The organism is Salinisphaera sp. C84B14, from assembly GCF_040361435.1.
Lineage (GTDB): Bacteria > Pseudomonadota > Gammaproteobacteria > Nevskiales > Salinisphaeraceae > Salinisphaera.
In genome coordinates this window covers 79,451-103,559 of the sequence record NZ_APNL01000014.1, presented here as the reverse complement: position 1 = coordinate 103,559, position 24,109 = coordinate 79,451, and the positions used below count along the sequence as shown (strand labels likewise).

The following is a 24,109-nucleotide window of genomic DNA, read 5'->3' as shown; positions in this document are numbered from 1 at the left end:
GCGGCAAGCTTACGCGAGGCACGGCAGGCGGCCAAGCAGCGTCGACAATGACGGGTAATAGCGGTTGTCTAGTAGATTACGCGCATCTGTTCAAACGGTGCTCTCAGCTATGGATACACCTGCTTTCGATATCGTGGTTTTCGGGGCGACGAGCTTTGTCGGCCAACTAACCTGCCGCTACCTGGCCGAACGCTATGGCGACGACGGCGAAGTGCGCTGGGCGATGGCCGGACGCTCCAAGGCCAAGCTCGGCCAGGTGCGCAGCGAAATCGGCAACCCCGAAGTCGCCATGATCGTGGCCGACGCCAACGACGCGGATTCGCTGGCGGCGATGTGTGCCCAGACCCGCGTGGTCATCTCCACCGTGGGGCCGTACGCGCTGTACGGCGAAACGCTGGTGGCCACCTGTGCCGACAGCGGCACCGATTACTGCGATCTCACCGGCGAGGTGCACTGGATCGCGGCCATGCTCGACAAGTACGAAGCGCGCGCCAAAGCCAGCGGCGCACGCATCGTCAACTGCTGCGGCTTCGACTCCCTGCCGTCGGATCTGGGCGTGCATTTCTTGCAGCGCAACGCGCGCGAGCGCTTCGGCGCGCCCTGCACACGGGTGAAGCTGCGAGTGAAAGCCATGCGCGGCACCTTCTCGGGCGGCACCGTGGCCAGCCTGGTGAACTTCGCCAAGGAAGTGCGGGCCAATCCGGCACTGCGCAAACAGCTGGCCAACCCCTATTCGATCTGCCCCGAAGGCTATCGGCCCGAGGTGCGCCAGCCCAATCCCAAGGGCGCCTCCTTCGACCCCGACGCCAACAGCTGGATCGCGCCGTTCATCATGGCCAGCTGCAACACGCGCGTGGTTCAGCGCAGCAATGCCCTGTCGGGCCAGGCCTACGGCGCCGAGTTCAAATACGACGAAGCGATGATGACCGGACGCGGCACGAAGGGCCGGCTCAACGCCTACGGCCTGGCGGCGGGCCTGGGTGGTTTTCTCGTCGGCGTGGCCATCAAGCCCACGCGTGCGCTGCTGCAACGCTTCGTGCTGCCCGAGCCCGGCGAAGGCCCGAGCCCGAGCGCGCAGGAAAAAGGCTTCTACGACATGCGCCTGTTCGGCACCACCGCGGCCGGTGAAAAACTCAAGGCCAAGGTCGTCGGCGATCGCGATCCAGGCTACGGCTCCACCTCCAAGATGCTCTCCGAGGCGGCGATCTGTTTAAGCCAGCGCGGCGAAACCGAAGGCGGCTTCTGGACCCCGGCCACCCTGCTCGGCGACACCCTGATCGAACGCCTGCATGAGCGCGCCGGCGTGAGCTTCGAACTGGTCGATTAAGCGCGGCAAGCGCCCGGCCGATCAACCTGTCCCGATCGGCTGGGCCAGCGCCCAAGAATTTGCCCCGCTAAGCGCCCGCGTCAGACCGCGGATGAACAGCGGGCTGAGGGCGGCAGCCTCAGCTCGCGGCGCGGCAGCCCCGAAAAATATCCGAACCCGGGCGATAAACCTGGGTCTGGACAGCAAACAGGCCGAGCACCGTATCGAAGAGGTTGTCTTGCGAGTAGTCGTTGTCCTGCAAGCCCCGCCAGGCAATCACGATCGAGTCCGAAGGTCGGTGACAACCAGGCCAGCGCCGGTACGTGGGTCTGATACGAGGGTGCGAGCGCGTACGGAAAACCGTGCAGATACAGCCCGTCCTCGCCCAGCGATTCGCCGTGGTCTGAGAGATAGAACAGCGCGGTAGCATCGCCTTTGCGCTTGGCGTCACGCGCGAGTAGCGCAATAAGCTCGTCGAGGACCGCATCGGTATAAACGATCGTGTTGTCGTAGGCGTTCACGATTGCCTGACGATCGCAGTTCTGGGGCTCGTTGCTTTCACATACCGGCGTGAATCGCTCATAGCCCTTGGGGTAGCGCTTGTAGTATTCCGGCCCGTGGCTGCCTTTCTGATGCAGCACCACAAGCAGGTCGCCCGATGTGGCATCGATACGCGATTCGAGCCCGCGCAGCAGGATTTCGTCGAAGCATTCTTCGTCGTTGCACAGTGTTGGATCGTCGGCATGGGACAGATCTTGGCTGGGCACCCGTGCACATACGCCCTTGCAGCCGGAATTGTTGTCGCGCCAGAGCACGTTCACACCGGCATGGGCGAGCACGTCGAGCAGGCCTTCGGTATAGCGTGCATCGGTGCCGTCGAAGTTGTGTCGATCCTGGCGCGAGAACATGCACGGTACCGACACCGACGTGGACGTACCGCAGGAACTGAACCGGGTGAAGTTGACCAGATCGCGTTGCCCCAGCCTTGGATTGGTATTGCGCGCATACCCATCCAGCGAAAAATTGGCGGCGCGCGCGGTCTCGCCCACTACAAGAACCACCACCCGTCGAGGCGCACCCGCGCGCGTCTGCTGGTGCGCATCCGTGCCCAGCGCCTCGACGGGCCGGTCGGCAGCCTCGGCGGTCTGGGTAAACGCTTCGATCGCCGCGTACAGCGGATAGGTCGGATTCACCAGATAGCGCAGTTCGCGATTCTGGCGCAGCACGAGGGCGAAATCCTTGTAGTGGCTATACACGCTCACGCCCAGCACCGCGATCGCGACTGCTAACGTCAGCGCGCGCACACCGGTCTCGCGCCAGACGCTGCGATAGCGCACCTGCCAGAAACACACCACCAGCGCAGGCAGGATGCCGGTCAACAGAACGTGGCGTATCAGCGCCGGGCTCAACAGCCCGGCGGCCTCGCCGCGGTCGGTCTCGAGCATGTTGTGAATCATCGTGTCGTCGATGACCACGCCATAGGTGCTCATGAAATAACTCGCGAACGACCCCACCAGCAACAGCATCACGACGGCCGGCTTGAACACGTAGCGCAGACCAAACAGCGAAATGAGCAACACGAAGAAAGCGACCATGGCCGCCGCGAGCGCGAGACCGAACCCCAGGTGGCGCGCCACGCCGATATCGGCTTCGGCGATCACCGTTTTCCAGAACACGTTGTTCAGAAAAACGGTGATGAACGCGGCGGCCACGACGGTGAGCCCCGGCACGCCGCTGGCCGGTCGCGGCAGCCTTTGCAGCCATGCAGCCAGACCCGCTCTGAAACCGTGAGCCTTCGACGCCATACCAACGCTCGCGAACGATGAATTTCGTCGCCGAGCATGGCGCGCGGAGCGTGTCCGACTGATCGCGCTTGCGTTGTTATTTCGTTATGGCGGCGCCGGGTTGGCAGCGAACGAACTTCACGCCGCGAAATACAGCACGAATTCGGTGCCGGCGCCGACGTTGCTGTCGACCTCCACGCGCCAGCCGAAGCGTTCGCTGACACGTTTGACCAGATAGAGTCCCAGTCCCTGGCCGCGGCTATGCTGGCCCTTGAAGCGGCGGTCGAACAACCGCGACAGTGCGGCCGGTGCAATGCCCGCCCCGTGATCGCGAATACTCAGGCCGGTGGCATCGAGACGCACGTCGATCCGTGCGCCGTCGCCATGCTCGATCGCGTTGCGGAGCAGGTTGTTCACCACCGACAGGACCATGCTGGACGGCGCATTCACATGGACTTCGGTTTCAGCCTCGAACGCGATCGCGGCCGCTGTCTGCGCCGAAAACAGATGCCCCTGCATGGCAATGGCTTCGCGCACGACCGGGCTGACCGGTGTATCGAAAACCTCACTGCCCTGCTCACGCGCGAACAGCAGAAGCGCCTCGATGAGCTCATGCATGCGCGTGGCCGCGGCCCGCGCCCGTGCAAGACGCCGCTGCGACTTGGCCGACAGATCCCGGTCTTCCACGATCAGATCCAGCGAGCTGATTACCGTGGCCAACGGCGTGCGCAGCTCGTGGCTGGCGTCCTCGGTGAAGGCCTGCTCGCGGGCGACGAAGGCATCGAAACGATCGAGCACGCCATCGAAGGCCTCGACAATGATGTTGAGCTGCCGATCGCCGGTGGCCGGGGTGAGATCGGGGCGCTGCTCGCCCGGTACGATCGCCGATACGCGATGGGCCAGCCGGCGCACCGGACGCATGACCACGTGCGATAGCCACAGTGCGACCAGCACGGCTAGAAACATTGCCCCAAGTCCGGCGATCCAGGCCACGCCGATCAACTCCTTCTCCAGGCGTTCTTCGGGCGTGAGATCGAGCAGCACATACAGGCTGTGATCGCCGATATCGCGTCGCGTGGCCTGATATTCGTAGTCCGCGCCGGGCAGCCAGACCTCGTGCGACTCGCCGTTGCGAATGGGTTTCACGCTGTCCGGCAGGCTGTCGGTGTCGCCCTTGGGCACAACGTACGTCTCCAGGTTCGGCCCGAGCAGATCCAACAGCTGCGGGTCGCGCCGATACAGGGCGTCCACCCGGTCCAGTTCACGGGCGAGCTGGCCGTGGGTCATGTCGTGTTCGAGCACTTCCAGAAACGACGACACGGCATAGACCATGCCGCCCAGCACCACCAGCACCGGCACCAGCGTGGCCAGCAGAATACGCGGGCGCAGCCCGGGCCGCAGACTAAAGCTTGTCATCGTCGGCGAGCCGGTAGCCGATGCCGTGTACCGTCTTGAGCAGCTTCTGGGGGAACGGCTTGTCGATGATGCCGCGTAGCTGATGAATATGACCGCGTAACGCAGCCTCGCTATCGGGCGGATCGTCGCCCCAGACCGCGCGTTCGACGGTCGCCGTACGGACCACCGCCGGTGATGCCCGCATGAGCAGCTCGAGCATGCGCATACCGGTGGGCGTGAGTTCCAGGCGTCGGCCCCCGCGGCGCACGATCAGGCTGCGCGTATCGAAGACCAGGTCGGCCACGCTCAACTGCTCGCTGGCGCCGGCTGCGCGTCGTACCAGCGCCTTGAGCCGCATATGCAGTTCCGGCAGCGAAAACGGCTTGGTGACATAGTCATCCGCCCCCGTCTCGAAGCCGGTCAAGCGGTCGTTGAGCGTATCCCGCGCGGTGAGCATGAGAATGGGCACGTTATTGCCGGCATCCAGGCGCAGGCGTTCACACAGCGACAGACCATCCAGGCCCGGCAGGCTCAAATCCAGAACCAGCACATCGTAGCGGTTGACCGCGGCGAGATGCAGCCCGGCAAGACCGTCCGCGGCGTAGTCGACAATATCGCCGCGCTCTTCGCAGTATTCGCCGATATTCGCGGCCAGGTCGTCGCTATCTTCTACAATAAGGATATACACGCTTTAACTCCCCGAGACTGTATCGGCGCTACAGTCGCGGCCGGCCGCGACCCAACTCGCCTGGAACTCCGAATCGCGCGGGCCGAGCACCGAGTCCAGCGCCAGGCGCTGGGCGAGTTCGGCACGCCGCTCCTGCGGATAGACCAGCACGAGCCGCCCGCGCTGTGTGCCAATCCAGTCGCACACCCTATCCAGCGCCTCGAAACCGCGGGCGGGCCGGCCCAGATAATAAGAATAATGCGCAGCATCGATATCCCACACCACGACCGGGGTATCGGCATCGACCACCCCGGCCAGGCGCTGGGTGAAGGCCAGCTCCTCGTAGCGCTGGCTGCTCCAGAGTTTCGGCACGGCCCCGCCCTGAAACAAACCGATCGCAAATGCGATGGCGACCCAACCGGCGCTGCGTGCCGTCTGCCGCTGCCAAAGCGCATGACCCGCGGCAACCAGCACGGCGAGCGCCACCAGCACGCTCGCCAGACCCGCCAAACCGCTCTGGTAGAGCAGCCAGGCGAGCCCCGCCGCGACCACGACAAGCACGAGAGCCACGCACACACGCGCTGCCGGCACCCGAACGAGCGCGGCCGCGAACACCACCATGGCCGGCGCCAGCCAGGGCAGCATATAAATTTCGCGATACTGCGGGCCGAGCGTGAACACCGCCATCGCAAAGAGCACGCCGAAGGCGAGCAGGCCGGACGGCCCGCGCCGATCGCGCCATATCTGCAGCCCCGCCACCGGCAACAACAACGCCCATGGCAACCAGAGTAACGGTGTACGCAGGAAATAGAAGGGCGCAAACAAACGCGTGATATCCACACTCAACAGCGCACCGGAGACCTGGGAATCGTCCAGCGTGGTCGCGCCGATCGCTGCGCGCAGCCATAGATACCAGGGCAGCACGATGACCGCCACGATCGCCAGGCCTGCCACCGCATGCAGCCGCCGCCATACGGCGCGCCAGCCGGTACCGAAAAGCCCGTCGTAGACCACCGCGCCGCCCAGCATGATGGCCGGCGCCTGGGGGCCCTTGGTCAAGGTCGCCAGTGCGAACAACAGCCACATCGCCCAGGCCCCGTAACGGGCTTGTCGCGGCGACACCTCGCGCAGGGCAAGCCAGACGGCCAGAACGGCGGTGGTCCAGAACGCATAGAGCATGTCCGGTCGGGCGTTGTGCCCGTATTTGAAGGCCGAGAACGATGCCACGCACATCAGCCCGGCCAGCAACCCGACACGCGGCTCGAACAGGCGCGCGCCCATCCAGGCCGCGAGCAGCGCAATACCCACCAGAGCGAGCACGGACGGCGCGCGTGCCAGGGCCGGGCTGACCTGTGCCTGCCCGGTCACGGCGCCGGCGCCCGCCACCAGCCAGTAGCTCAACGGCGGCTTGGTCAACCGATATTCGCCGTTGAGCCGTGGCACCAGCCAGTCGCCGCTTTCGAGCATGTTCTCGGCGGTCTGGGCCACATAGATTTCATGGCTTTCCAGCGGGATATCGCCCATGCCGCGCCCGGCGGCCGCCAGTCCCAGCAGCACAATCAAGACAACCGCTGCCAGACGCTGATAGCCCGATCGTGACAGCGCCATGTCAGGTCTCGGCCGGCGCGGACTGCGAATGCCCGTTGCGAATCAGATACAGATTGCGGGCATAGATGAACACGCCGGTACTCTGACCCAGGATGAACACCGGATCGGCGCGGTAGATGGCATAGCCGAGCAACGTGATGCCGCCAGCGATGCTCAGGTACCAGAACGCCACCGGGACATGGCTCGCCCGACGGCGCTCGCTGGCGATCCACTGCACGATGAAACGCGCCGAAAACAACGCCTGCCCAACCAGGCCGAGGCCGATCCAGGCGAGATCCTGTGTCTGCAGCGCATCAAACATGGGATTCCTCGGATTCGAAACGACAGGCACGACGTTGCAACCACAACACGCCCACCAAATCGACCAGGCCAACCCAGAGCCGATTGCGTACGCCGTACTTCGACTGGCCCGAGTGACGCGGGCGATGCGATACCGCGATGCTGACCACCTCGCCACCATCGCGAACGAACAGCGCCGGCAGGAACCGATGCATATGATCGAACGCCGGCAGACGCAGGAAATCATCGCGCGCAAACACCTTCAGGCCACAACCGGTATCCGGACAGCCGTCGCCCAGCAGCGCCTTGCGTAAACGATTGGCACAACGCGACGACAGCCGGCGCAGCGTGCTGTCGTTACGCTGCTGGCGCCACCCCATCACGAGCACCGGCCCGCTGCTGCGGCTCTCTCGATAGGTCTGCACAAGACGTGGGATATCGGCCGGCGGATTCTGGCCGTCACCATCCAGCGTGACGATCAAGGGTGCACGCGCGGCACGCACGCCGTTGGCGATGGCCGCACTCTGCCCCCGATTGCGGGCCAGACGCAGGACCCGCAGCGCTGGCACGCGCGCGGCTGCACGTTCGAGCACTGCGGCCGTGGCGTCGGTCGACCCGTCGTCGACAGCGATGAGTTCGTAGTCGCCCAACGCAGAGAGCGCCGCACGCAGCTCATCGATCAGCTGCTCGACATTGTCCTGTTCGTTGTAGAACGGAATGACCACGGCAAGACCGGGCCGCTGCGAACAACGCGCATCGGGCATGTCAATCCGAGTCCCGCTCGACATAGCAAAACCGCCCAGGCTGCGCATCCAGCCTCCTGCTTGTAGGGATATGTCGCACGATTATCGATACGGCCGATAACTGCGCTGTTAGCCAAGCGTTTGTTTTTCGTTCGCCGCGGTCGCGGGGCCGCCGCGCGCACGAATTTCCGACAGCACACCGACAAATGGCGAACGCGTATCCGCACAGGCTTCTGGCTTGGTCCCGCCCGCACACCAGGCCTCACACATGACATCCGATCGCCTGCGGCTTGTCCGCAGCCACATGCCGACGATCAACAGACCGTTCCTGGTCTACCCCGGTCTTGCATTCATTACAGGCCTGGTGGTCATTCGCGCTTTCGATATCGACCGGCTCTGGGCGGATTGGCTGTATGGCGTGGAAGGCGGGCACTGGGCGCTACGCCATGCCTGGCTGACTTCGCAGGTGCTGCATGATGACGGGCAACGTTTTTCGATCGCCTGGGGTGTGGCCCTGCTCGTGCTCACGGCGATGAGTTGTTGGCATACCCGACTGCGGCCGTGGCGGCGCGGCCTCGTCTGCCTGTGTGCGGCAGTACTTACCAGCCTGCTGCTGGTATCGCTGAGCAAACATCTGCTGGCGCTGCCCTGCCCCTGGGATCTGCAACGCTATGGCGGCGATCTGGCCGGCAGCGCCTATACGCTGTACCCCGGCGACGTGGGTGGCTGTTTTCCGGCCGGGCATGCCGCCGGCGGCTATTGCCTGGTCGCGCTGTATTTCTTCGCCCGCCACTATCACTTACAGCGCCCCTGGCTCTGGCTGCTGCCCGCGGTGTTCATCGGTCCGCTCTACGGCCTGACACAACAGCTGCGCGGTGCGCATTTTCTATCGCACGACCTGGTCAGCATCGCGCTTTGCTGGTTCGTGAGCTATGCGGTATTCGCCTTCGCAGAGGTTTGCCGCAGGCACTGATTCAATAATATTCGTAGGCGCCGAAATCGGACGTGCCGGCAGCGGCGGCCGCATAGCCCGTATCGCGCAAAGCACCTTCGCCGTGCCCTCGTGGAACCACGCGCGGGCCGGTCTGCTGGCGACGAGCGAAATCCGGGACAAAGCGCGCGGACACCTTGCGCGGATGCCCGAACAGGGATGATCCATCGTTACCCGATACACGGGCATACCCGCTCATGTCGTCGTAGTGCTTGCCGCGCCATTGCCATTGGCCGGCGTAGCGCCCTGCTTCCGTATAGAACAGGTTCCGGTCGCTGGTCAGCGGCCGCTCGGTGGACTCGACGTAGTAGTTGATGAACACCGCCTGCGCGTTGGCGTAGACGATGTTGTTTTCGAATACGTTGTCACGGGCGTTGTACTGAATCACGACTTCGCCGCCCCAGCTCATGGCGGTATCGTTCTTGTAGAACGTGTTGTGCACGATGCGGCAGTCCACGGTGCCACCCACGTCCGGCGCATAGCCGCCAATCGACAGGCCGACCCGGTGGTTGTTGTAGATGAGATTGTTGCGCACCAGCACGTTGCGGGTGGCCTTACCGGCGTGTTCGCTGGCCAGCTCGATGCCCATATCGCTGGCGAAAACGCGGTTGCGCTCGATCACGATGTTGTAGCCGCCGTCGACATAGATGCCGCCCGCCGCCATCTCGCCGTCCGGATAGGCACTGTTGGCGGCAGAGGTGATGTTGTAGACGATGTTGTCGGCAATCACGCCGTTGCGGGCGATATCCACCGCCGGATCGCGCGCCATGCCTTCGTGGCCGATCACGTCGATGCCGATGTTGTTGTTGTCGTGTACCGAGTTGCCGACGATCTCGAAGTCGGTCACGTTGCCGTTGATCGACATCGATTCACTACAGCCGGTTTTCAGGTGCGACACTTCGTTGCCCGCGATACGGATATCGCGCAGCGGCGCATCCGAGCGGCGACCATAAACGGCGATCCCCAGGGCGTTGCCGTCGCAGCCGGCCTTGCGGGTTTCGATGGCGCTGATGTGGTTGTCGATCAGCTCGATATTCTCGCCCGCACCGGTAACGAATATGCCCATTGGCACCGATTCGTCGTCGGAGTGGAAGTTGGTGAGATGCAGGCCCTGGATACGCACGTGGCTGCGGTCGGCAATGGTCACCAGCCCCTGTTCGCCGTGGTTGACATACAGGCCCGTGCCGTCGATCACCGCGGTTTCGAACGGATAGTTGCGCAGCGTGATCATGCCGTGGCCGCGCGAGCCAGAATGCGGCATGTGAACCGCTTCGTTGTAGCGGCCTTCGCGCAGATAAACGGTATCGCCGGGGTTGGCATGACGCAGGGCAAAGCCAATGCTGCGCCAGGGCGAGTGCCGGCCGCCGGCCCCGCTGTTGTTGCCGTCGGGCGCAACATAATATTCCGCCGCATGGCTGGCCGCGGTGATGCACAGGCACAGCATGCCGGCTGCGATTGCCTTCAACGTCAGACGCATCAGGCCGGATACCGTGAAGTTGTCGATGAATAGGCGCTGCATGGCATAGGTATCAGATGGTGACGGAAAACGACTTGCCGCATCATCCGAATGCCGGATTCCAAGGCGTCGTCGCTTTTCCTATCGACCGGTTTGCGCCACGCTTTACTCATAGGACAAAACCCGAAGCGATATGAGGCGCCTGCTGCTGCCGATTGCTATTGCCCTCGTGCTGCTCGTTGGCGGCGAACGCCTGCTCGACACGGGCGCGCCCGGCAAGGCGTACGAAAATGCACCCAGGGCAGCAGATGCCATTGCCCGTGCCTATCGCGACCGGGCACACGACGTGGCCGTCTCGGGCACAGGCGAAGTCCAGGCCGTGCTCGCCGACGATACCCGTGGCAGCCGGCACCAGCGTTTCATTCTGCGTCTGGCTAGTGGTCAGACAATACTGATCGCGCACAACATCGATATCGCACCGCGTTTGCCGCGCCTGGCAACCGGCGAGCGCGTGCGCTTCAAGGGTGTTTATGAATTCAACGCCAAGGGCGGCGTGGTGCACTGGACCCATCACGACCCACAGGCCCGGCACGCCGGCGGCTGGCTCGAGTACCGGGGCAGGCGCTACGAGTAAGCGATTGCAGCAGCCCAACCCGCTTCGCGTAAGCTCGCGGGCAAAACATTACAACGAGGAGACAGAATGGCTGCCACAGAGAATCGGATGATCGAAACCGATCGAGGGCGTTTCAACGTGCGTTTCGCAGGCGCCGCAACCGGCCCTGTGATCGTCATGGTGCACGGCTGGCCGGAAAGCAGCTATTGCTGGCAGGGCGTGGCCGAACACCTGCCCGACCACTATCGCCTGATCATGCCGGACCTGCGCGGCCTGGGTGATTCCGAGCGCACGCTTAATAACGCCGCGTATACCAAGCAGGCGCTGGCCGCCGACATGCTCGGCCTGCTCGACAGCCTGGGCGTGGACAGCTTCAACCTCGTCGGCCACGACTGGGGCGGCGCGGTGGCCCAGGAAATGGCGCTGGCCGCGCCGGGCCGGGTCCGCCGTCTGGTGATTCTCAATATTCCCGTGATTACCAACACGCGCGGCAACGCCGCGGCCCAGGCCCAGCTGCGCAAGGCCGGCGGGCGCTCGTTCTGGTATCAGCTCTTCCAGGCCGAACCGAACCTGCCCGAGGCAATGATTCCGGGCAACGAAAAAGCCTGGCTGGGCCACTTCCTCAAGACCTGGTCCCGCCAAGCCTTCCCCGAAGACGCGTTCGAGGAATACGTGCGCTGCTATGCCATCGCACATACTCCGGCGACGGGGGCGGCCTACTATCGCTGCTACAAGCCCGATATGGCGCGCTGGGCCGAGATCGCGGGCAGGCGCTTCGCCATGCCGGGGCTTTATATCTATGGTCAGCACGACCCGGTGATCATCGAACCCTATACCCGCCATCTCGACGATGTGTTCGACGATATTCGACTGGAGAAGCTCGATGCAGCGCATTTCGTCCAGGAGGAGCGCCCGCGCGAGGTCGCCGCGCTGATTGCCGAATTCGTGGATCGCCAAGACGAGTAACCGCCTCACGCCCGGGCGATTTCTGCGTCTTTCAGGCTACGCGCTGCTACGGATAGGCGCCCTGTCCGGCCCGACATAGACTCGAACTCCAACCGGTCGGAGTGATAGGTCATGGCGAGCACAACCTCTACGCGCGCAACGCGGATCGAAGATCTGGCAGAGCGCTACGGCTTCAGCGCCGAGGCAGCGCACGTTCTGAACGTGGCCGTGGCCCAGGGGCACGGCAATATGGCCAGCTTCAATCACCCCGAACTCGGAGGGGCCGGCCAATGGATGCGCGGCGGCCTGCTGATGATCGAGGACAGCTTCAACCACGAACTCAAGGGGCGGCTGGACGCGCTCTGTCATGCCCTGGGCGAACGCGTGGAAACGCCGCGGCCGTTCGCACAGGCCAGCCAGCATCAATCGACAGGCACGGACGCCGGGCCGATGATCGCCCATACCATGGCATCGAACAGCGGCGCCTGGTGGCCCGACTCGCTGGGCCAGCCCGATGCCACGGGCCAGCAAAACGATTTGTGCTATGCCTATTTCGCGGGCCCGCAACGGCTGGCAATACGCATCGGCGACCGCATGAATATTCATGACACCGGCGATCACCGTATTACCGGCGTATCCCAGCAGCAGGGCAACAGCCTGTTGAACCTGTGCTTTACCAGCCAGCATGGGCCGATCGCGCTGGCCAGCCTGCCGGTCGTCGAACGTTATCCGGCCAAGGAAGCCGATCGCACGCCCGCGCCGTCACGCGCTGCGTCTGCCCCCCCAGACAGCGCCGGCATCTTCGATGCCATCGAGCGGCTGGGCGATCTCAAGTCCAAGGGACTGCTCAGCGAAGATGAATTCGCCGCCAAGAAACAGGAGCTCCTGGCGCGTTTGTAGAACGCCGGCGGCCGTGTCCTAGCGCGGGCCTGCCGCCTCGCGAACGGCGTCGAAATCGTTGGCCAGCTGGACACGTACAAGCGCCGCGACCAGGCGCACGTAGTCGGACTGCGACACTTGCCGGGACAGCGTCTCGGCCTCGTCGCCGAGGCCGAGCTTGCCTGCCGCTTTCAAGGTGGCCTTGTCGGCAAACGGGTAGAACTCCGGCCAGGCCGCCTGTGCTTCGCGCAGGAATATCGCCGCACCGACCGGCCCGATGCCCTTGAATGCGGTGAGTTTCTTGATCGCCGTATCGGTATCGCCATCGGCCGCGGTACGCAGGCGACGCAGATCGCCGTCGTATTCCGAGCGCAGCGTGTCGTTGAAGTCCGCGAGCTGGGTCGCGGTCTTCTCGTCGACGCGCGCATAGCCGGCGCCGTTAAGCACCTCGACGCGCTGCGACCAACTGCTGGCGGCGAGCTTGTCCGGCGTGGTCCAGCCGGCATCGGCCATTGCACGCGCGCCGCGCATGGCGATATCTGCCTGCACCGGCGCGCTGGTCAGCATGGCCAGACACAACAGACGAAACAACGGCGACGGCGTATTGCGCTCGATATCGATACCCAGCTCGGCGGCGAAGGTCTGCCCGTGCCGATCCAGCAGAGCCGATACGATAGGGGAGCCGGTTTCGCTCATGACAGTCTCACCGGGTATGCAAACAAGGTTCCGCATTGTCGCAAACCCGGCCGTGCTTTCTGCGGCGCCATAATGGACGTCTTCAGTCTGTCGAGGATCCGGCCATGTCCAGCCCCGCCGCCCCGCACTGGTTTCTTGCCGGCGCGGGCCACATCGGCACGCTTGCCGCCCACTATCTGCAATGCGCCGGCCACCGCGTAAGCGTTTTGCGTACGAGCGCCCGTGAACCGATCGAAACGACCCTGCATTTTCACAGCGACGGGCAGCGCCGGCACATCACGCTGGACGTGCACACGCCGGCCACGCTGGCGGCACCGATCGAACACCTGATCGTGGCCTGCAAGACACCCTATACGGCCAATGCGCTGGCCGGCTGCCCGCTCGCCGACGATGCCACCGTGCTCCGACTGCAGAACGGCATGGGCAGCCTGGACGGCCTGCTGGCGCCAACCAACCGCCTGATCGAAACGGTCACCACGAACGCGGTGACGGGCACGCCGACCATGCATGAGGTGGTAGCCGAAAATCACAGCTGGATGGGCGACGGCGGGCGACCGCCAGCCTGGTTCGAGGCAGTAGCGAACGCCTGGCCGGGGCTGGTGTGGGCCGACGATATCCGCAGCGCACAGTGGCGCAAGCTGGTGGCCAACGCTGCCATCAATCCGCTGAGCGCGCTTTACGACGTGCCAAACGGCGCTCTGGTCGACCGGGCCGACCTGCGTGCTTGTATGCAGCGCGTGGTCGCCGAGGCCGATATGCTCTTGAGCGCACTCGACGCCGACTGGCCGGGCGATTCGCTTGCCGCGGTCGAAGACGTCGCTCGGGCCACCGCGGCCAATACATCGTCGATGCGGGCTGACCTGCAGCGCGGCGCGGTGACCGAAATCGATGCAATCAATGGCTGGCTGGTGGCCAAGGGCGCACGCCTGGGCATGGAAATGCCGGTCAACACCGCCCTCGTCGAACGGATCCGTAGAGCGCGGCAGGACGAGTAAAGTTTCCCGCCGGCCCGGCCGATAGCGCGTACCCCGGGGGAGAGTTTGAACGCCTATGGACATCACGATCGAAAACCAGCTGCGGCTGTGTCCCACGCTGCCGACCATTTCAAGCGTGGCGCTGCGCATCATCAAGGTTGGCCGCAATCCGGATATCGATCTCGCGGAAGTGGCCAACCTGCTATCCAACGATCCGGCGCTTGCCACCAAGACGCTGCGCATGGCGAATTCGCCGCTGTACATGCGCGGCCGCCAGGCCCGCAATCTGCATCAGGCAGTCACCGTGCTCGGGCTCAACGCCACGGTAAGCGTGGCACTGAGCTTTTCGTTGAGCACCTCCCTGCGCAACACGAAGACCGCCGGTATCGATCTCGACCGCTACTGGCGGCGGGCGCTGCTGTCTGCGTTGGCTGCACGCCTGCTCGGCGAATATCAGAAAATCTACGCGCCCGAAGAACTCTTCCTCGCCGGCTTGCTGCAGGATCTGGGCATGCTCGCGCTCGATGCGGCCATGCCCGAAACCTATGGTCAGCTCAAGCATATCGTGCACAACCACGACACCCTGCCCGCCTACGAGCGCGAGCTTGTGGGCACAGACCACTGTGACGCCGGCGCCTGGCTGATGGAAGAGTGGGGGCTGCCCGACTATCTGCCCCTGGCCACCCGCGCCAGCGACGATCTTTCCCGGGTGGACATACCCGAAGACCTGGAAACCTTTGTCGGCTGCGTGGCGGTATCCGGACGCATTGCCGAAATCTATCTGGCCGAAGACACCCAGGCCGCGACCGCTGCTGCCGTGCGCAGCGCGCGATCCTGTCTGAACATGAATCCCGACCAGCTCAGCGAAGTGCTCAGCCGCATGGCCGATGCCCTGCCGGACGTCGAAACGCTGTTCGACCTGACCGTTCTGTCGCCGCCCCAGGCACTGGGCCTGACCGACCAGGCCCGCGAACTGCTGGCCACACGCAATCTTCAGTTGTTGCGCTCGGCCACGGAAGTGCAGGACCGCGAGCAGGCGTTCCGTCAGCAAGCCGACCGCCTGGACTATATCTCGCGCCAGGATGCCCTCACCGGCATCTTCAATCGGCGTCATTTTGACGAGGCGTTCGGCAGTCACTTCGCCCGTGCCAAGACCGAAAACTATGCGCTGAGCCTGGCCTATCTCGATCTCGACCATTTCAAGGCGGTCAACGACCGCCATGGCCACCCGGTGGGCGACCGGATTCTGGCCGCGATCGCCAAGAGCATTCAGAAGCAGCTGCGCGAAAACGATCTGTTCGCCCGCTATGGCGGCGAAGAGTTCGTACTCCTGTTGCCCGGCATGGATCAGCCCGGCGCGAAGAAGATCCTGGTGCGCCTGTGCGACGGTATCGCCGAACTGGCGCACCCGCTGGATAACGGCGAATCGCTGACCGTGACGCTCTCGGCCGGGATTGCGACTTTTCCCGGCGACGGCATCCATTCATCACGACAGCTGATGCAAGCCGCCGACGAGGCGCTCTACGCCGCCAAGCAGCGCGGCCGCAATCGCGTGGTACTGGCCGATGCCACGACCCGCAAGAGCAGCGATAACAACGACCACAGCGGCGGACGGCCCGCCTAGTCGATATCGTACCGCGCCGGCATGACGTACATCGCATGCCGGCGTCTGCGCCTTCGACACACGACGGCCGCTGTGCGTAAACCGTGTACCGCGTCGGGCGAATGGCTCGACGTGGTCGATCTCAGGCATGCCACATAGCAATCGCTCTCTGGCGCGCGCATAAGGCCCGTGCCAGGCCGGCCCCTACCCTTTCCGCATCGTGGCGCAATCACGGTCGCTCGCGCGGCAGCGACCGCCCATGTCCGATCCAGGCTCTGCACGGGCAGCCATTGATCCGACAACAGCTTTCGCGATGCGAGCTATCCGCGTGATGTTCGCACCCCTTGCGCGAGCCCGGCACGCCACTCAGTTCCGTCCTGCCCGTGTGGCTGCGCCACAGTCGGCACGCGCGTTGCAGCGGCTTCGCAGAATGCGAGTCGATCGATGAGCAGACTGCAATACCGGCCGCTATTCGTTTTTTAGTTTGCAAAAACACCCAGCGGCGAATCAAACCATATGTTTTTCAAATAATTACAATCGCCAAACTTCAGAGGTCTTTCGCAAAGCGCAAATCGCTGGCCTTGCGCAGGCTAAAGAACTGCAAAATACCAGCCGTATTACCCCTTTATGCAGTGCATTCGGTACGCCCTGCACCCATAGAAACAATTGGAAGGGGACTTTATGCGCCAGAACGTGCCGGTGACATCGAACGAATACACAATCGGCGAGCAGGAATACCTGATCTCGCAGACCGACCTCGATAGCCATATTGTATTTGCCAACCCTGCCTTCATCGAAGCCAGCGGGTTCACCTGGAACGAACTGGTCGGCGAACCGCACAACCTTATTCGCCACCCCGACATGCCGCCGGGCGCGTTTGCGAATTTCTGGGACACCATTCGGGCCGGCAAGACCTGGACGGGTATCGTCAAGAATCGACGCAAGAACGGCGACTACTACTGGGTGCACGCAACGGTGATGCCCATCATCCAGCAGGGGCGCGCCGTCGGCTACGCCTCGGTACGGCGCGGCGCGACCGAGGAAGAAAAACACCAGGCCGAACGCGTCTACACACGGATGCGCAACAACCAGAAACCCCGTGCCCATCTCGTCAACGGCGTCATTCACGAACATTCGCTCAAGGCGCGCCTTTCGCGCCTGCGTAACGTGTCGTTCGGTGCACGGCTCGGGCTCATGACGCTGGTAAGTCTGGCCGGCATCATCGCCATGGGCGTGCTGTCCTCGCAGGAGCTGCACATGATGCATGCCCTCGCCGTCCAGCTGGGTCAGGAAAGCGAAGCCGCGCTGACCGCTGCCGGCGCCGCCATACCGGAAAGCATCACGCGGCTGGAAGAAGATACCGCAGCGATGTTCGATCGCATGATGCTGACCATGACCTCGGTCGCGACGGTGTTCGGTGTCGTGCTGCTGGTGTGGGGCCTTCTGCTGGGCCGACGCATCATGAAGCCACTCAACGAAGCGCTCGCGCTCAGCCGCCAGATTGCGGCCGGCAACCTCACCGCCGAAATCGAGACCCGTCGCAACGATGAGGTCGGCCGCTTGATGGCCTCTCTCAACGTCATGCGCTGCAGCCTGATTCGGATCGTGCAGGACGTGAAGAACGGCATTGGTATCGTGGCCCCGGCCACGGCCGAAATCGCGGCCGGCAATTCGGATCTGTCCAACCGCACCGAAGAACAGGCCGCCGCGCTGGAACAGACTGCCAGCAGCATGGAAGAGATTACGGCCAACGTCAGTCAGAGTGCACAAAGCGCGCAGTCGGCCTCGGGCCTCGCACAGCAGGCTGCGGACACAGCCGAACGCGGCGGCCAGGAAATCGACAACGTCGTCGACACCATGACCCAGATTGCCGAATCCTCGACCCAGATCCACGGCATCGTGGGCATGATCGACGACATCGCCTTCCAGACCAACCTGCTGGCGCTCAACGCCGCGGTGGAAGCCGCACGCGCCGGCGAGCACGGCCGTGGTTTTGCCGTGGTCGCCGACGAGGTGCGCACGCTCTCCAGCCGTACCGCCAAGTCCGCACGCGAGATCAAGAGCCTGATCGAAGCCTCGAACACCCGCGTACAGACCGGCAGTACCCAGGTCGAGCGTACCCGCGACACCATGCAGGGCATCGTCGATTCGATTCGCGAAGTCAGCACCATGATGCAGCAGGTGTCGTTGTCGGCCGAAGAACAGCGCACCGGCATCCAGGAAATCGGCGTCGCGGTTTCGCGCATGGATCATATGACCCAGCAAAACGCTGCCCTCGTCGAGCAATCCGCGGCGTCGGCACAATCGGTGAGCAGCCAGGCGAGCGAGCTCGGGCGCAGCGTCGATATCTTCCGTATCGACCACAGCCCGATGGTCGCGCAACGCGCAGCTGAAACCCAGCCCACCGCCACGGCCCGGCGACCCGCCGCGGCTGCCGAGCGCCGCCCACGCCACGCCGGCGCGCAGCCGAACGAGGCTGCGCTGGCGTAGGGCCTGTGCGCGCCATTCGCCCGCGGCGCGCTCGTCTGAGCGCGCCGTGGGCGGCCGGCTGAACTGACAACCGATACGTGGCGCGGCACACTGCGCCGCGCATTCCAGCACGGGTTGTCGATGTTACTCAGCCGTTCCTTTGCCCTGTCGCGTCTTTTGCCGATCGGCCTGCTGCTGATCGCCATGGCCTGTATCCAGGGCGGCGCATCGCTGGCCACCGTTTTGTTTCCAGCCGTCGGGCCTGCCACCACAACATCGCTGCGACTGCTGATTGCGGCCGCCTTGCTATGGCTCGTGTTCCGGCCCTGGCGCTGGCGCGTGGCGCGCCGCGACTGGGGCAATCTGGCCACCTACGGCATCGCCCTGGGCACGATGAATTTCCTGCTTTATCAGGCCATCGACCATATCCCGCTCGGCATCGCGGTCGCCCTCGAGTTCACCGGCCCGCTCGGCGTCGCCCTCTGGTCGTCCAAAAGCCGACTCGACCTGCTCTGGGTCGGCATCGCGATCGCAGGCCTTGCCGTTTTGCTAAGCCTGGATCACGACAGCGACGCCAGCACGATCGATCTTTACGGCGTGGCCTGTGCCCTGGGCGCCGGCGGCTGCTGGGCCGCCTATATTCTGTTCGGACAGAAGGCCGGCGCCGTCAACGGCATACAGAGCGCGGTCTGGGGCATCACCATTGCCGCGATCGTGATCGCACCCATCGGGCTGGTGGATGTCGCCGTCGAAGCCATTGATTCGCAGCTTTTGCTGGTGGCACTCGGCGTGGCCATTCTGTCCACCGCGCTGCCCTATACCCTGGAGATGGTGGCCCTGCCCCGCCTGCCCACCCAGACATTCGGCACGCTGATGAGTCTGGAACCGGCCTTTGGCGCGCTATCCGGCCTGCTGTTTCTGGGCCAGGGACTCGCACTGCTGCAATGGCTGGCGATCGGCGCGATCATCGTTGCCTCGGTAGGCACCACCCTCGCCGCAGACGATCCCGATGCCGTCGAAGCGCCCTATCCGGACTGAGGTTCTCGCAGGCCCTTCTCCCGCTTCAATCGGCGCATCGCGATTTCCATACATAGCAGGCGTGGCCGCACGGATTGCCCAAAATAAATTTGTGCTAAATAAACAAAGCCTTGCGCTCTGCGCACCGAACGCTATTCTTTGCCCGCCCGCAGCGTCCGGCCAAAGGCCGCTCTGCCCCCTGTTCGTTGTTTCATGCCGAGTACCTGGCGTATGCGTCGATTGAGTATTGGGATTGTTCTTGCCTTGTCGATCGGCATCCTGGCCGGCTGCACCTCGCAAACGCAGGTCTCGTTTGCGCCCGAGAAGGGCGATGCGCGCACGTACCGTATTTTCTCGCGAGCCGAGTACCAGATGCGCGATGCCACCACGGACAAAGACTGGGTGTTGGAAAGCGAAGGACTCGTGCGTTATCGAGCCGGCGACGACGCCTCTGGCATGACGATCACACCGCTGAATCTTTGTGTCAGCGGGCAGCGAAGCGTGCGCAACTACTGCAGCTCCTGGAAAGGCGAACGCTCGCCTTGGCTGCGTGCGGTGCTTGCTGCGGGCTTCAAGGTGCCCGAAGACGCGCACGACCAGCGCTGGCCGCAAGCACTCAAACCCGACACCATGGCCGCGTTGCGCGAACGGGATAAAGATTTTGCCCGGCTGATGCCGCGTCAATTCGTGGCGCCGGCTGTGTTTTCGGGATTGGATGCCACGCCCGGCAACACGCAAACTCTGGATAGCATTGCCGGACTGCCGCCGGCCATACTCACGGTGATGGCGGTCACGCCGGATCGTGTCTTCGTATCGCTCGCGCCCTCGGTCGAGGGCGATCATCTGGCCGGGCACCTCGTGCTCGATCGCCACAGCGGCTGGATCGAGCGCATGGCCGCCGTCTACGAAAGCAGCGTGTCCATGGGCGGCCGACAAGAGCCGGTACGCCAGCTCGTCACGCTGGTGCCGGCAGACTGGCATGCACAGTCGCTGCGTCATCACTACGAAGCGCCGCGCTACGATTCGCGGTCGGAAGGCCAGGTCTACACCACGTTCAATACGAGCCCGACCACGGCCGTCGCCCTCGACGAGGACGACCCACACGCACCCGAGCCGCTGACCGAAGGCGAGGTTTTCCCTACCGCGGTTGGCGGTTTGAGGGCAGACACAGCCTGGGGTGTCGAGCTGGATTTCGACCATGCCCTGTGGGAAGACCAGCGCCCGCGCTTCGGGCGGCTGGCATACCGTGACGTGACACCGCTCGACGCCAATGATCGCGCCATCGATCTCGAGCTCGCCGGCGACTATACGAAAACGGCCCCCGATACGCTTACCGGCAACCTGCACACGAGCAATCGGCGCTTGCCGCTGGGTATCGAGCATGTCGCCGAACGTTTGGAGCGTATCGCGGCGATCAGCGCAAAGGCCGACTATTATCCGATCGACACCACCGACACGCTGACCCTGGACCTGCAAGCCGACGATAGCGACCCAAACCGCGTCGAGGGCGAAAGCGGCGTGACCGCGTCGCTCATCCCGCAAGGCGAGCACAATTACCTGCTGACACTTTCCGGACGTCGCGACTACCTCAGCGCGCTGATGCTCGAACGCGAACCCCCCATGTTTGCCGCCGAACGCAACAACGGCCTATGGCCCGACTGGGTCCGGCCCGGCGAACGCGATCTGTTCGCCACGATCCTCGGCAACGGCCGCGCCCGTTTGCTGCCACTGCACATCGACCCCAAGGCTCGTGCCGTAACGGTCGCAGTCCGGGTGCTGGCAGAGGAGCCGGCCTTTAGCAAGGCGGTGCGATTCCTTCCCTACAAGGCGCGCTACAACGCGCTGGATATCGGCCCGGGCGTGCATATCCCGCTGAATTTCGTGCCGTCGAGGCTTTTCAGCGAACTCCGCGGCGAGCAGCAAGTGCGTGCCATGGCCGATGACAAACTCAAGCCGCTGGCCATGGACAGCGGCGCGCCGATCTTCGCGCTCTCGCCCGAACAGAGCGCGCTGTGCACCCTCTCGGCCACGACGCCGAACGGCAAACCGGTGGCCGCACGCTGGCAGGTGATACGCCAGGAATACCCGACGTTCGGGGATGGCGCCGACCGCCAGATGCTGGACACCCTGCTCTGGCGGCTGATCGCGAAAGACGGCGGCCCGGCCAATACCGAGGGCGCGGTCGAACTGGGGCTGCGTTGCCGTGCCCGCCAGTGGCAGACCGCCAATTACGACCTGGGCGACCGACCCTGGCTGATCGACCTGGAACGCTTGACCGGCCAACAGCCGGATCCGGCCATGCCGGTCGGCGTGCTGCTCGGCCGTTATCGTTTTCTGGACGCCAACGGCCAGGCCCTGAGCGTACTGCCGGCCCAGTTCGACCACTTCTGGGATTACCAGCCGGCCAACGACCGGCTCGCGCCGTTTCTCGTCGACGGGCGCTATCTGCGAATCGCCGGGCAACCTGCCAGCGTCGAAGTCGTGAAACCCGGCGACATCACCGTCGACAAGCGCTGGACGCTACCGGCCGCCGAGCACGCCACGGACACGCGCTGAACGCACCGCCGCGCTTGCCCGCCGGGCCGTTCAGGGCTTGAACAGCGCGGCTTCCAGCTTTTCGACCAGCGCCCGCGCGCGCTCGTCCAGTGCGTCGAGCGAGGGCGCATCGTCGGCGGTGTAGCGCATGCCCACCAGCCGATAGACCGCCGCGAGCATTCGCATCTGCAGGCCGTCGACTTCCTCGGCCGTGGCATAGGCCATGGTCATCAACGCCACCGTACGATCCGGGTCGTCGTTGATGCAGGTCACGCCCAGCCCGTACCAGGCGTCGGCAACCGTGGGATCGGCCCAGACCGCCTGCCGGTAGTAATGCTGTGCGGATTCACGCTCGCCCAGCAAAAGCAGCCATTTGCCCGCTTCCGCTGCGGCCATCGCGGCATAGGGGTCGTCGTCGACGATGGACTTCAAGCCCTCGATACGCGTTTTCAGCCGATCCATGGTTTCACCGGGTCGCCGATCCGCCTGCGGCAGGCGCGCCGCGCCGATCATCAAATCCCTGTATTCACGCACGCTGGATCGCCGTGGCCGTGGATGCTGCAGGGTACGTCGTGCCAGCGTTTCCAGGCGCGCTCGAAAACGCTCGGGGTCGTCGCTGTTCACGGCCGCGACGGTCGCGTCGATATCGGCTTCGAGCTCGCTTTCATCAGGCACCGAAGCACGCGCCTGGCGCAGCGTTGTGGGCGGCTCGCTCGGCACCTCCTGCTGCACTGGCGCCGTCGCGTTCGCCTTGGTCCGCCGGCTGGACGGGTCGGAGGTGCTGCAGCCGCGTATCGATACCGCCGCCATGAGCACCAGCGTGACCACCACAACGCTCACCACGAACAGCCGGATGTTGTCGCCGGCAGCGGCCGCAGACGCTGCCTGGCCGCTCCGCGAAGCAGGCCTGGCGGGGCGACGCCGGCCGGTCGCCCGGGCCGTATTCCCTGCCGCTCGCGCCTGTGCTGTCGTGCGTTGGCGTACCCGCTGGCGCACTTTCTGCTGCCGGCGTTCGCGTTCTTTGCGACGGGCACCGGCATGCCGACGTGAGGCGGCCAGCACCCGTTCGCGGGCACACTCGCCGCAGGGCTGGCCGGCAAAATGCTGGTGCCCATGATTCTTCGAACAGACCACGATCCGCCCCGAGTCGCGCCGGGCATAGACCGACAGCGCGTCCGCCCAGGCAGCCGCGCTCGGACGATCGGTCGATGCAAAGGCACGATCGAACAGATCACGCAGCTCGCGCGGCATCGCCTCGTGTGCGCTGACGGGGCTCGGCGCGAGTTGCGGATGCGGCTGGCGGCCATAGGCATAGAGCCACCCACGAATACGCGCCGGGATATCGGTCGGCACACGATCGTCTCTCGGCTTGCCGGTAAACGGGTGAATACCGAAATTCAACAGCCGGAATACGATCACCGCCAGCGCGAACAGATCCTGTTCGCGACCCTTGCCCGGCTTGACGCCACGCCCCTGAAATTCCGGTGCGAGATAGTCGGGAGTGAATTGCTCGGCGGGAAAACGCCGGCTGCGCCCCTGTACGGAAAAGCCGTCGCAGTCGAGCAGGGCGATATACAGCGAATCGCGATAGAAGCGCAGGTTGACCGGCTTGAGATCCACCAGATAATGCTTCTGGCGATGCAGTGAAGAAATCACGCTGGCCAGATTCGCGGCCAGCGTCATCTTCACGCCGAGGCTGGGATTCAAACCGGCGGCGCGCGCCTGGCGTGCCTGCAGCATGAGCTCCAGCTCTTCGGTCGAGCCCATGTCCAGCAACGGCATGGCAAAGCCGATGAAGCGACCGCCGCGATCGAATATCTTGTCCTGCGGCCAGGCGATCTGGGTGATCGTCTGCCCGCCGAATTCGCGCGCCGGCAGACGCGGCGCGAGTTCCAGCATGGCCTCGATCTTGTGGGCATAGTCGCCCCGCTCGATCTGCGGGTGATAGATCTTGGCCACCTGGTCGGGCGCATCCGGCAGGCGATAGATGGTGCCGGCCCCGCCGCTCTTGATTGCCCCGCCCAGCGCCATGGCGCGCTCACCCACGCGCACCCGCTGGCCCACGCGATCAGCGCGCGCCATCACTCTTGCCCTGTACGGCGTGTTGCCCTGCTGCCATGAAACGACCCTGCTGCCTGCTCGATTCGCC

The 24,109-nt window shown here is 64.4% G+C and carries 19 protein-coding genes; 10 read left to right on the top strand and 9 right to left on the bottom strand.

The window, feature by feature from the left end:
* The first annotated feature begins 109 nt into the window (after positions 1 to 109).
* Entirely contained in the window at positions 110 to 1,327 is a 1,218-nt protein-coding gene (locus C84B14_RS13025) for a saccharopine dehydrogenase family protein (protein ID WP_353224704.1), read from the top strand.
* A gap of 80 nt (positions 1,328 to 1,407) precedes the next feature.
* Here the strand turns inward: C84B14_RS13025 and C84B14_RS13020 are convergent, their stop codons facing one another.
* The 6 genes from C84B14_RS13020 to C84B14_RS12995 all read right to left on the bottom strand — a co-directional run bounded on the left by C84B14_RS13020 (position 1,408) and on the right by C84B14_RS12995 (position 7,803).
* On the bottom strand, positions 1,408 to 3,111 hold the full coding sequence (locus tag C84B14_RS13020; RefSeq protein ID WP_353224702.1) for a phosphoethanolamine transferase: 1,704 nt from the start codon (positions 3,109 to 3,111) through the stop codon (positions 1,408 to 1,410).
* Positions 3,112 to 3,228: 117 nt separating this feature from the next.
* Entirely contained in the window at positions 3,229 to 4,506 is a 1,278-nt protein-coding gene (locus C84B14_RS13015; RefSeq protein ID WP_353224701.1) for a sensor histidine kinase, read from the bottom strand.
* On the bottom strand, positions 4,493 to 5,173 hold the full coding sequence (locus tag C84B14_RS13010; protein ID WP_353224699.1) for a response regulator transcription factor: 681 nt from the start codon (positions 5,171 to 5,173) through the stop codon (positions 4,493 to 4,495). Before C84B14_RS13010 ends, C84B14_RS13015 begins: the two co-directional genes overlap by 14 nt.
* A 3-nt stretch (positions 5,174 to 5,176) precedes the next feature.
* Positions 5,177 to 6,760: an ArnT family glycosyltransferase gene (locus C84B14_RS13005; RefSeq protein WP_353224697.1), complete on the bottom strand. Its 1,584-nt coding sequence runs from the start codon at positions 6,758 to 6,760 to the stop codon at positions 5,177 to 5,179.
* Position 6,761: 1 nt separating this feature from the next.
* Positions 6,762 to 7,061 (bottom strand): lipid-A-disaccharide synthase N-terminal domain-containing protein, encoded by a 300-nt coding sequence (locus tag C84B14_RS13000; protein ID WP_348766005.1) that lies wholly within the window; start codon positions 7,059 to 7,061, stop codon positions 6,762 to 6,764.
* Positions 7,054 to 7,803 carry a glycosyltransferase family 2 protein gene (locus tag C84B14_RS12995; protein WP_353224696.1) on the bottom strand — a complete coding sequence of 250 codons (750 nt, stop codon included), beginning with the start codon at positions 7,801 to 7,803 and terminating at the stop codon, positions 7,054 to 7,056. The genes C84B14_RS13000 and C84B14_RS12995 overlap by 8 nt, the downstream gene beginning before the upstream one ends.
* Before the next feature lie 247 nt (positions 7,804 to 8,050).
* Between C84B14_RS12995 and C84B14_RS12990 the strand changes: the two genes are divergently transcribed.
* On the top strand, positions 8,051 to 8,755 hold the full coding sequence (locus C84B14_RS12990; protein WP_353224694.1) for a phosphatase PAP2 family protein: 705 nt from the start codon (positions 8,051 to 8,053) through the stop codon (positions 8,753 to 8,755).
* Position 8,756: 1 nt separating this feature from the next.
* Here C84B14_RS12990 and C84B14_RS12985 read toward each other — a convergent pair whose 3' ends face one another.
* Positions 8,757 to 10,292, bottom strand: coding sequence for a right-handed parallel beta-helix repeat-containing protein (locus C84B14_RS12985; RefSeq protein WP_353224692.1), 1,536 nt, complete (start codon positions 10,290 to 10,292; stop codon positions 8,757 to 8,759).
* A gap of 130 nt (positions 10,293 to 10,422) precedes the next feature.
* On the opposite strand from C84B14_RS12985, the gene C84B14_RS12980 reads away from it, so the two are divergent.
* From C84B14_RS12980 to C84B14_RS12970, 3 genes are all read left to right on the top strand, one after another.
* Positions 10,423 to 10,863, top strand: a complete 441-nt coding sequence (locus tag C84B14_RS12980) for a DUF3465 domain-containing protein (protein ID WP_353224690.1) — start codon at positions 10,423 to 10,425, stop codon at positions 10,861 to 10,863.
* Between the two features lie 66 nt (positions 10,864 to 10,929).
* Positions 10,930 to 11,808: an alpha/beta fold hydrolase gene (locus C84B14_RS12975; RefSeq protein ID WP_353224688.1), complete on the top strand. Its 879-nt coding sequence runs from the start codon at positions 10,930 to 10,932 to the stop codon at positions 11,806 to 11,808.
* Positions 11,809 to 11,919: 111 nt separating this feature from the next.
* A complete protein-coding gene (locus C84B14_RS12970) occupies positions 11,920 to 12,687 on the top strand; it encodes an SHOCT domain-containing protein (protein ID WP_353224686.1) in 768 nt (255 codons plus the stop codon).
* 18 nt (positions 12,688 to 12,705) lie between these two features.
* On the opposite strand, the gene C84B14_RS12965 is transcribed toward C84B14_RS12970, so the two are convergent.
* Positions 12,706 to 13,362 (bottom strand): hypothetical protein, encoded by a 657-nt coding sequence (locus C84B14_RS12965; RefSeq protein ID WP_353224684.1) that lies wholly within the window; start codon positions 13,360 to 13,362, stop codon positions 12,706 to 12,708.
* A gap of 104 nt (positions 13,363 to 13,466) precedes the next feature.
* Between C84B14_RS12965 and C84B14_RS12960 the strand changes: the two genes are divergently transcribed.
* The 5 genes from C84B14_RS12960 to C84B14_RS12940 all read left to right on the top strand — a co-directional run bounded on the left by C84B14_RS12960 (position 13,467) and on the right by C84B14_RS12940 (position 21,981).
* Positions 13,467 to 14,357, top strand: a complete 891-nt coding sequence (locus C84B14_RS12960) for a ketopantoate reductase family protein (protein ID WP_353224682.1) — start codon at positions 13,467 to 13,469, stop codon at positions 14,355 to 14,357.
* Positions 14,358 to 14,412: 55 nt separating this feature from the next.
* The gene (locus tag C84B14_RS12955; protein ID WP_353224680.1) at positions 14,413 to 15,960 is read left to right on the top strand and encodes an HDOD domain-containing protein; all 1,548 of its coding nucleotides are present in this window, start codon (positions 14,413 to 14,415) and stop codon (positions 15,958 to 15,960) included.
* A gap of 660 nt (positions 15,961 to 16,620) precedes the next feature.
* Positions 16,621 to 18,429, top strand: a complete 1,809-nt coding sequence (locus tag C84B14_RS12950; RefSeq protein ID WP_353224678.1) for a methyl-accepting chemotaxis protein — start codon at positions 16,621 to 16,623, stop codon at positions 18,427 to 18,429.
* 120 nt (positions 18,430 to 18,549) lie between these two features.
* Positions 18,550 to 19,446 carry an EamA family transporter gene (locus C84B14_RS12945; RefSeq protein WP_353224676.1) on the top strand — a complete coding sequence of 299 codons (897 nt, stop codon included), beginning with the start codon at positions 18,550 to 18,552 and terminating at the stop codon, positions 19,444 to 19,446.
* Positions 19,447 to 19,665: 219 nt separating this feature from the next.
* On the top strand, positions 19,666 to 21,981 hold the full coding sequence (locus tag C84B14_RS12940) for a hypothetical protein (RefSeq protein WP_353224674.1): 2,316 nt from the start codon (positions 19,666 to 19,668) through the stop codon (positions 21,979 to 21,981).
* 30 nt (positions 21,982 to 22,011) lie between these two features.
* Here the strand turns inward: C84B14_RS12940 and C84B14_RS12935 are convergent, their stop codons facing one another.
* Positions 22,012 to 24,042: a hypothetical protein gene (locus C84B14_RS12935; protein ID WP_353224672.1), complete on the bottom strand. Its 2,031-nt coding sequence runs from the start codon at positions 24,040 to 24,042 to the stop codon at positions 22,012 to 22,014.
* Between the last annotated feature and the right edge of the window lie 67 nt (positions 24,043 to 24,109).

Bases quoted from the DNA above. Each gene is read 5' to 3' on its own strand.
- C84B14_RS12950 (WP_353224678.1), top strand. From the start codon at position 16,621: ATGCGCCAGAACGTGCCGGTGACATCGAACGAATACACAATCGGCGAG.
- C84B14_RS12960 (WP_353224682.1), top strand. From the start codon at position 13,467: ATGTCCAGCCCCGCCGCCCCGCACTGGTTTCTTGCCGGCGCGGGCCAC.
- C84B14_RS12935 (WP_353224672.1), bottom strand. From the start codon at position 24,042: ATGGCGCGCGCTGATCGCGTGGGCCAGCGGGTGCGCGTGGGTGAGCGC.
- C84B14_RS12975 (WP_353224688.1), top strand. From the start codon at position 10,930: ATGGCTGCCACAGAGAATCGGATGATCGAAACCGATCGAGGGCGTTTC.
- C84B14_RS12965 (WP_353224684.1), bottom strand. From the start codon at position 13,362: ATGAGCGAAACCGGCTCCCCTATCGTATCGGCTCTGCTGGATCGGCAC.
- C84B14_RS12990 (WP_353224694.1), top strand. From the start codon at position 8,051: ATGACATCCGATCGCCTGCGGCTTGTCCGCAGCCACATGCCGACGATC.
- C84B14_RS12980 (WP_353224690.1), top strand. From the start codon at position 10,423: ATGAGGCGCCTGCTGCTGCCGATTGCTATTGCCCTCGTGCTGCTCGTT.
- C84B14_RS13000 (WP_348766005.1), bottom strand. From the start codon at position 7,061: ATGTTTGATGCGCTGCAGACACAGGATCTCGCCTGGATCGGCCTCGGC.
- C84B14_RS12985 (WP_353224692.1), bottom strand. From the start codon at position 10,292: ATGCAGCGCCTATTCATCGACAACTTCACGGTATCCGGCCTGATGCGT.
- C84B14_RS13020 (WP_353224702.1), bottom strand. From the start codon at position 3,111: ATGGCGTCGAAGGCTCACGGTTTCAGAGCGGGTCTGGCTGCATGGCTG.
- C84B14_RS13005 (WP_353224697.1), bottom strand. From the start codon at position 6,760: ATGGCGCTGTCACGATCGGGCTATCAGCGTCTGGCAGCGGTTGTCTTG.
- C84B14_RS12995 (WP_353224696.1), bottom strand. From the start codon at position 7,803: ATGCCCGATGCGCGTTGTTCGCAGCGGCCCGGTCTTGCCGTGGTCATT.
- C84B14_RS13025 (WP_353224704.1), top strand. From the start codon at position 110: ATGGATACACCTGCTTTCGATATCGTGGTTTTCGGGGCGACGAGCTTT.
- C84B14_RS12970 (WP_353224686.1), top strand. From the start codon at position 11,920: ATGGCGAGCACAACCTCTACGCGCGCAACGCGGATCGAAGATCTGGCA.
- C84B14_RS13015 (WP_353224701.1), bottom strand. From the start codon at position 4,506: ATGACAAGCTTTAGTCTGCGGCCCGGGCTGCGCCCGCGTATTCTGCTG.
- C84B14_RS12945 (WP_353224676.1), top strand. From the start codon at position 18,550: ATGTTACTCAGCCGTTCCTTTGCCCTGTCGCGTCTTTTGCCGATCGGC.
- C84B14_RS12955 (WP_353224680.1), top strand. From the start codon at position 14,413: ATGGACATCACGATCGAAAACCAGCTGCGGCTGTGTCCCACGCTGCCG.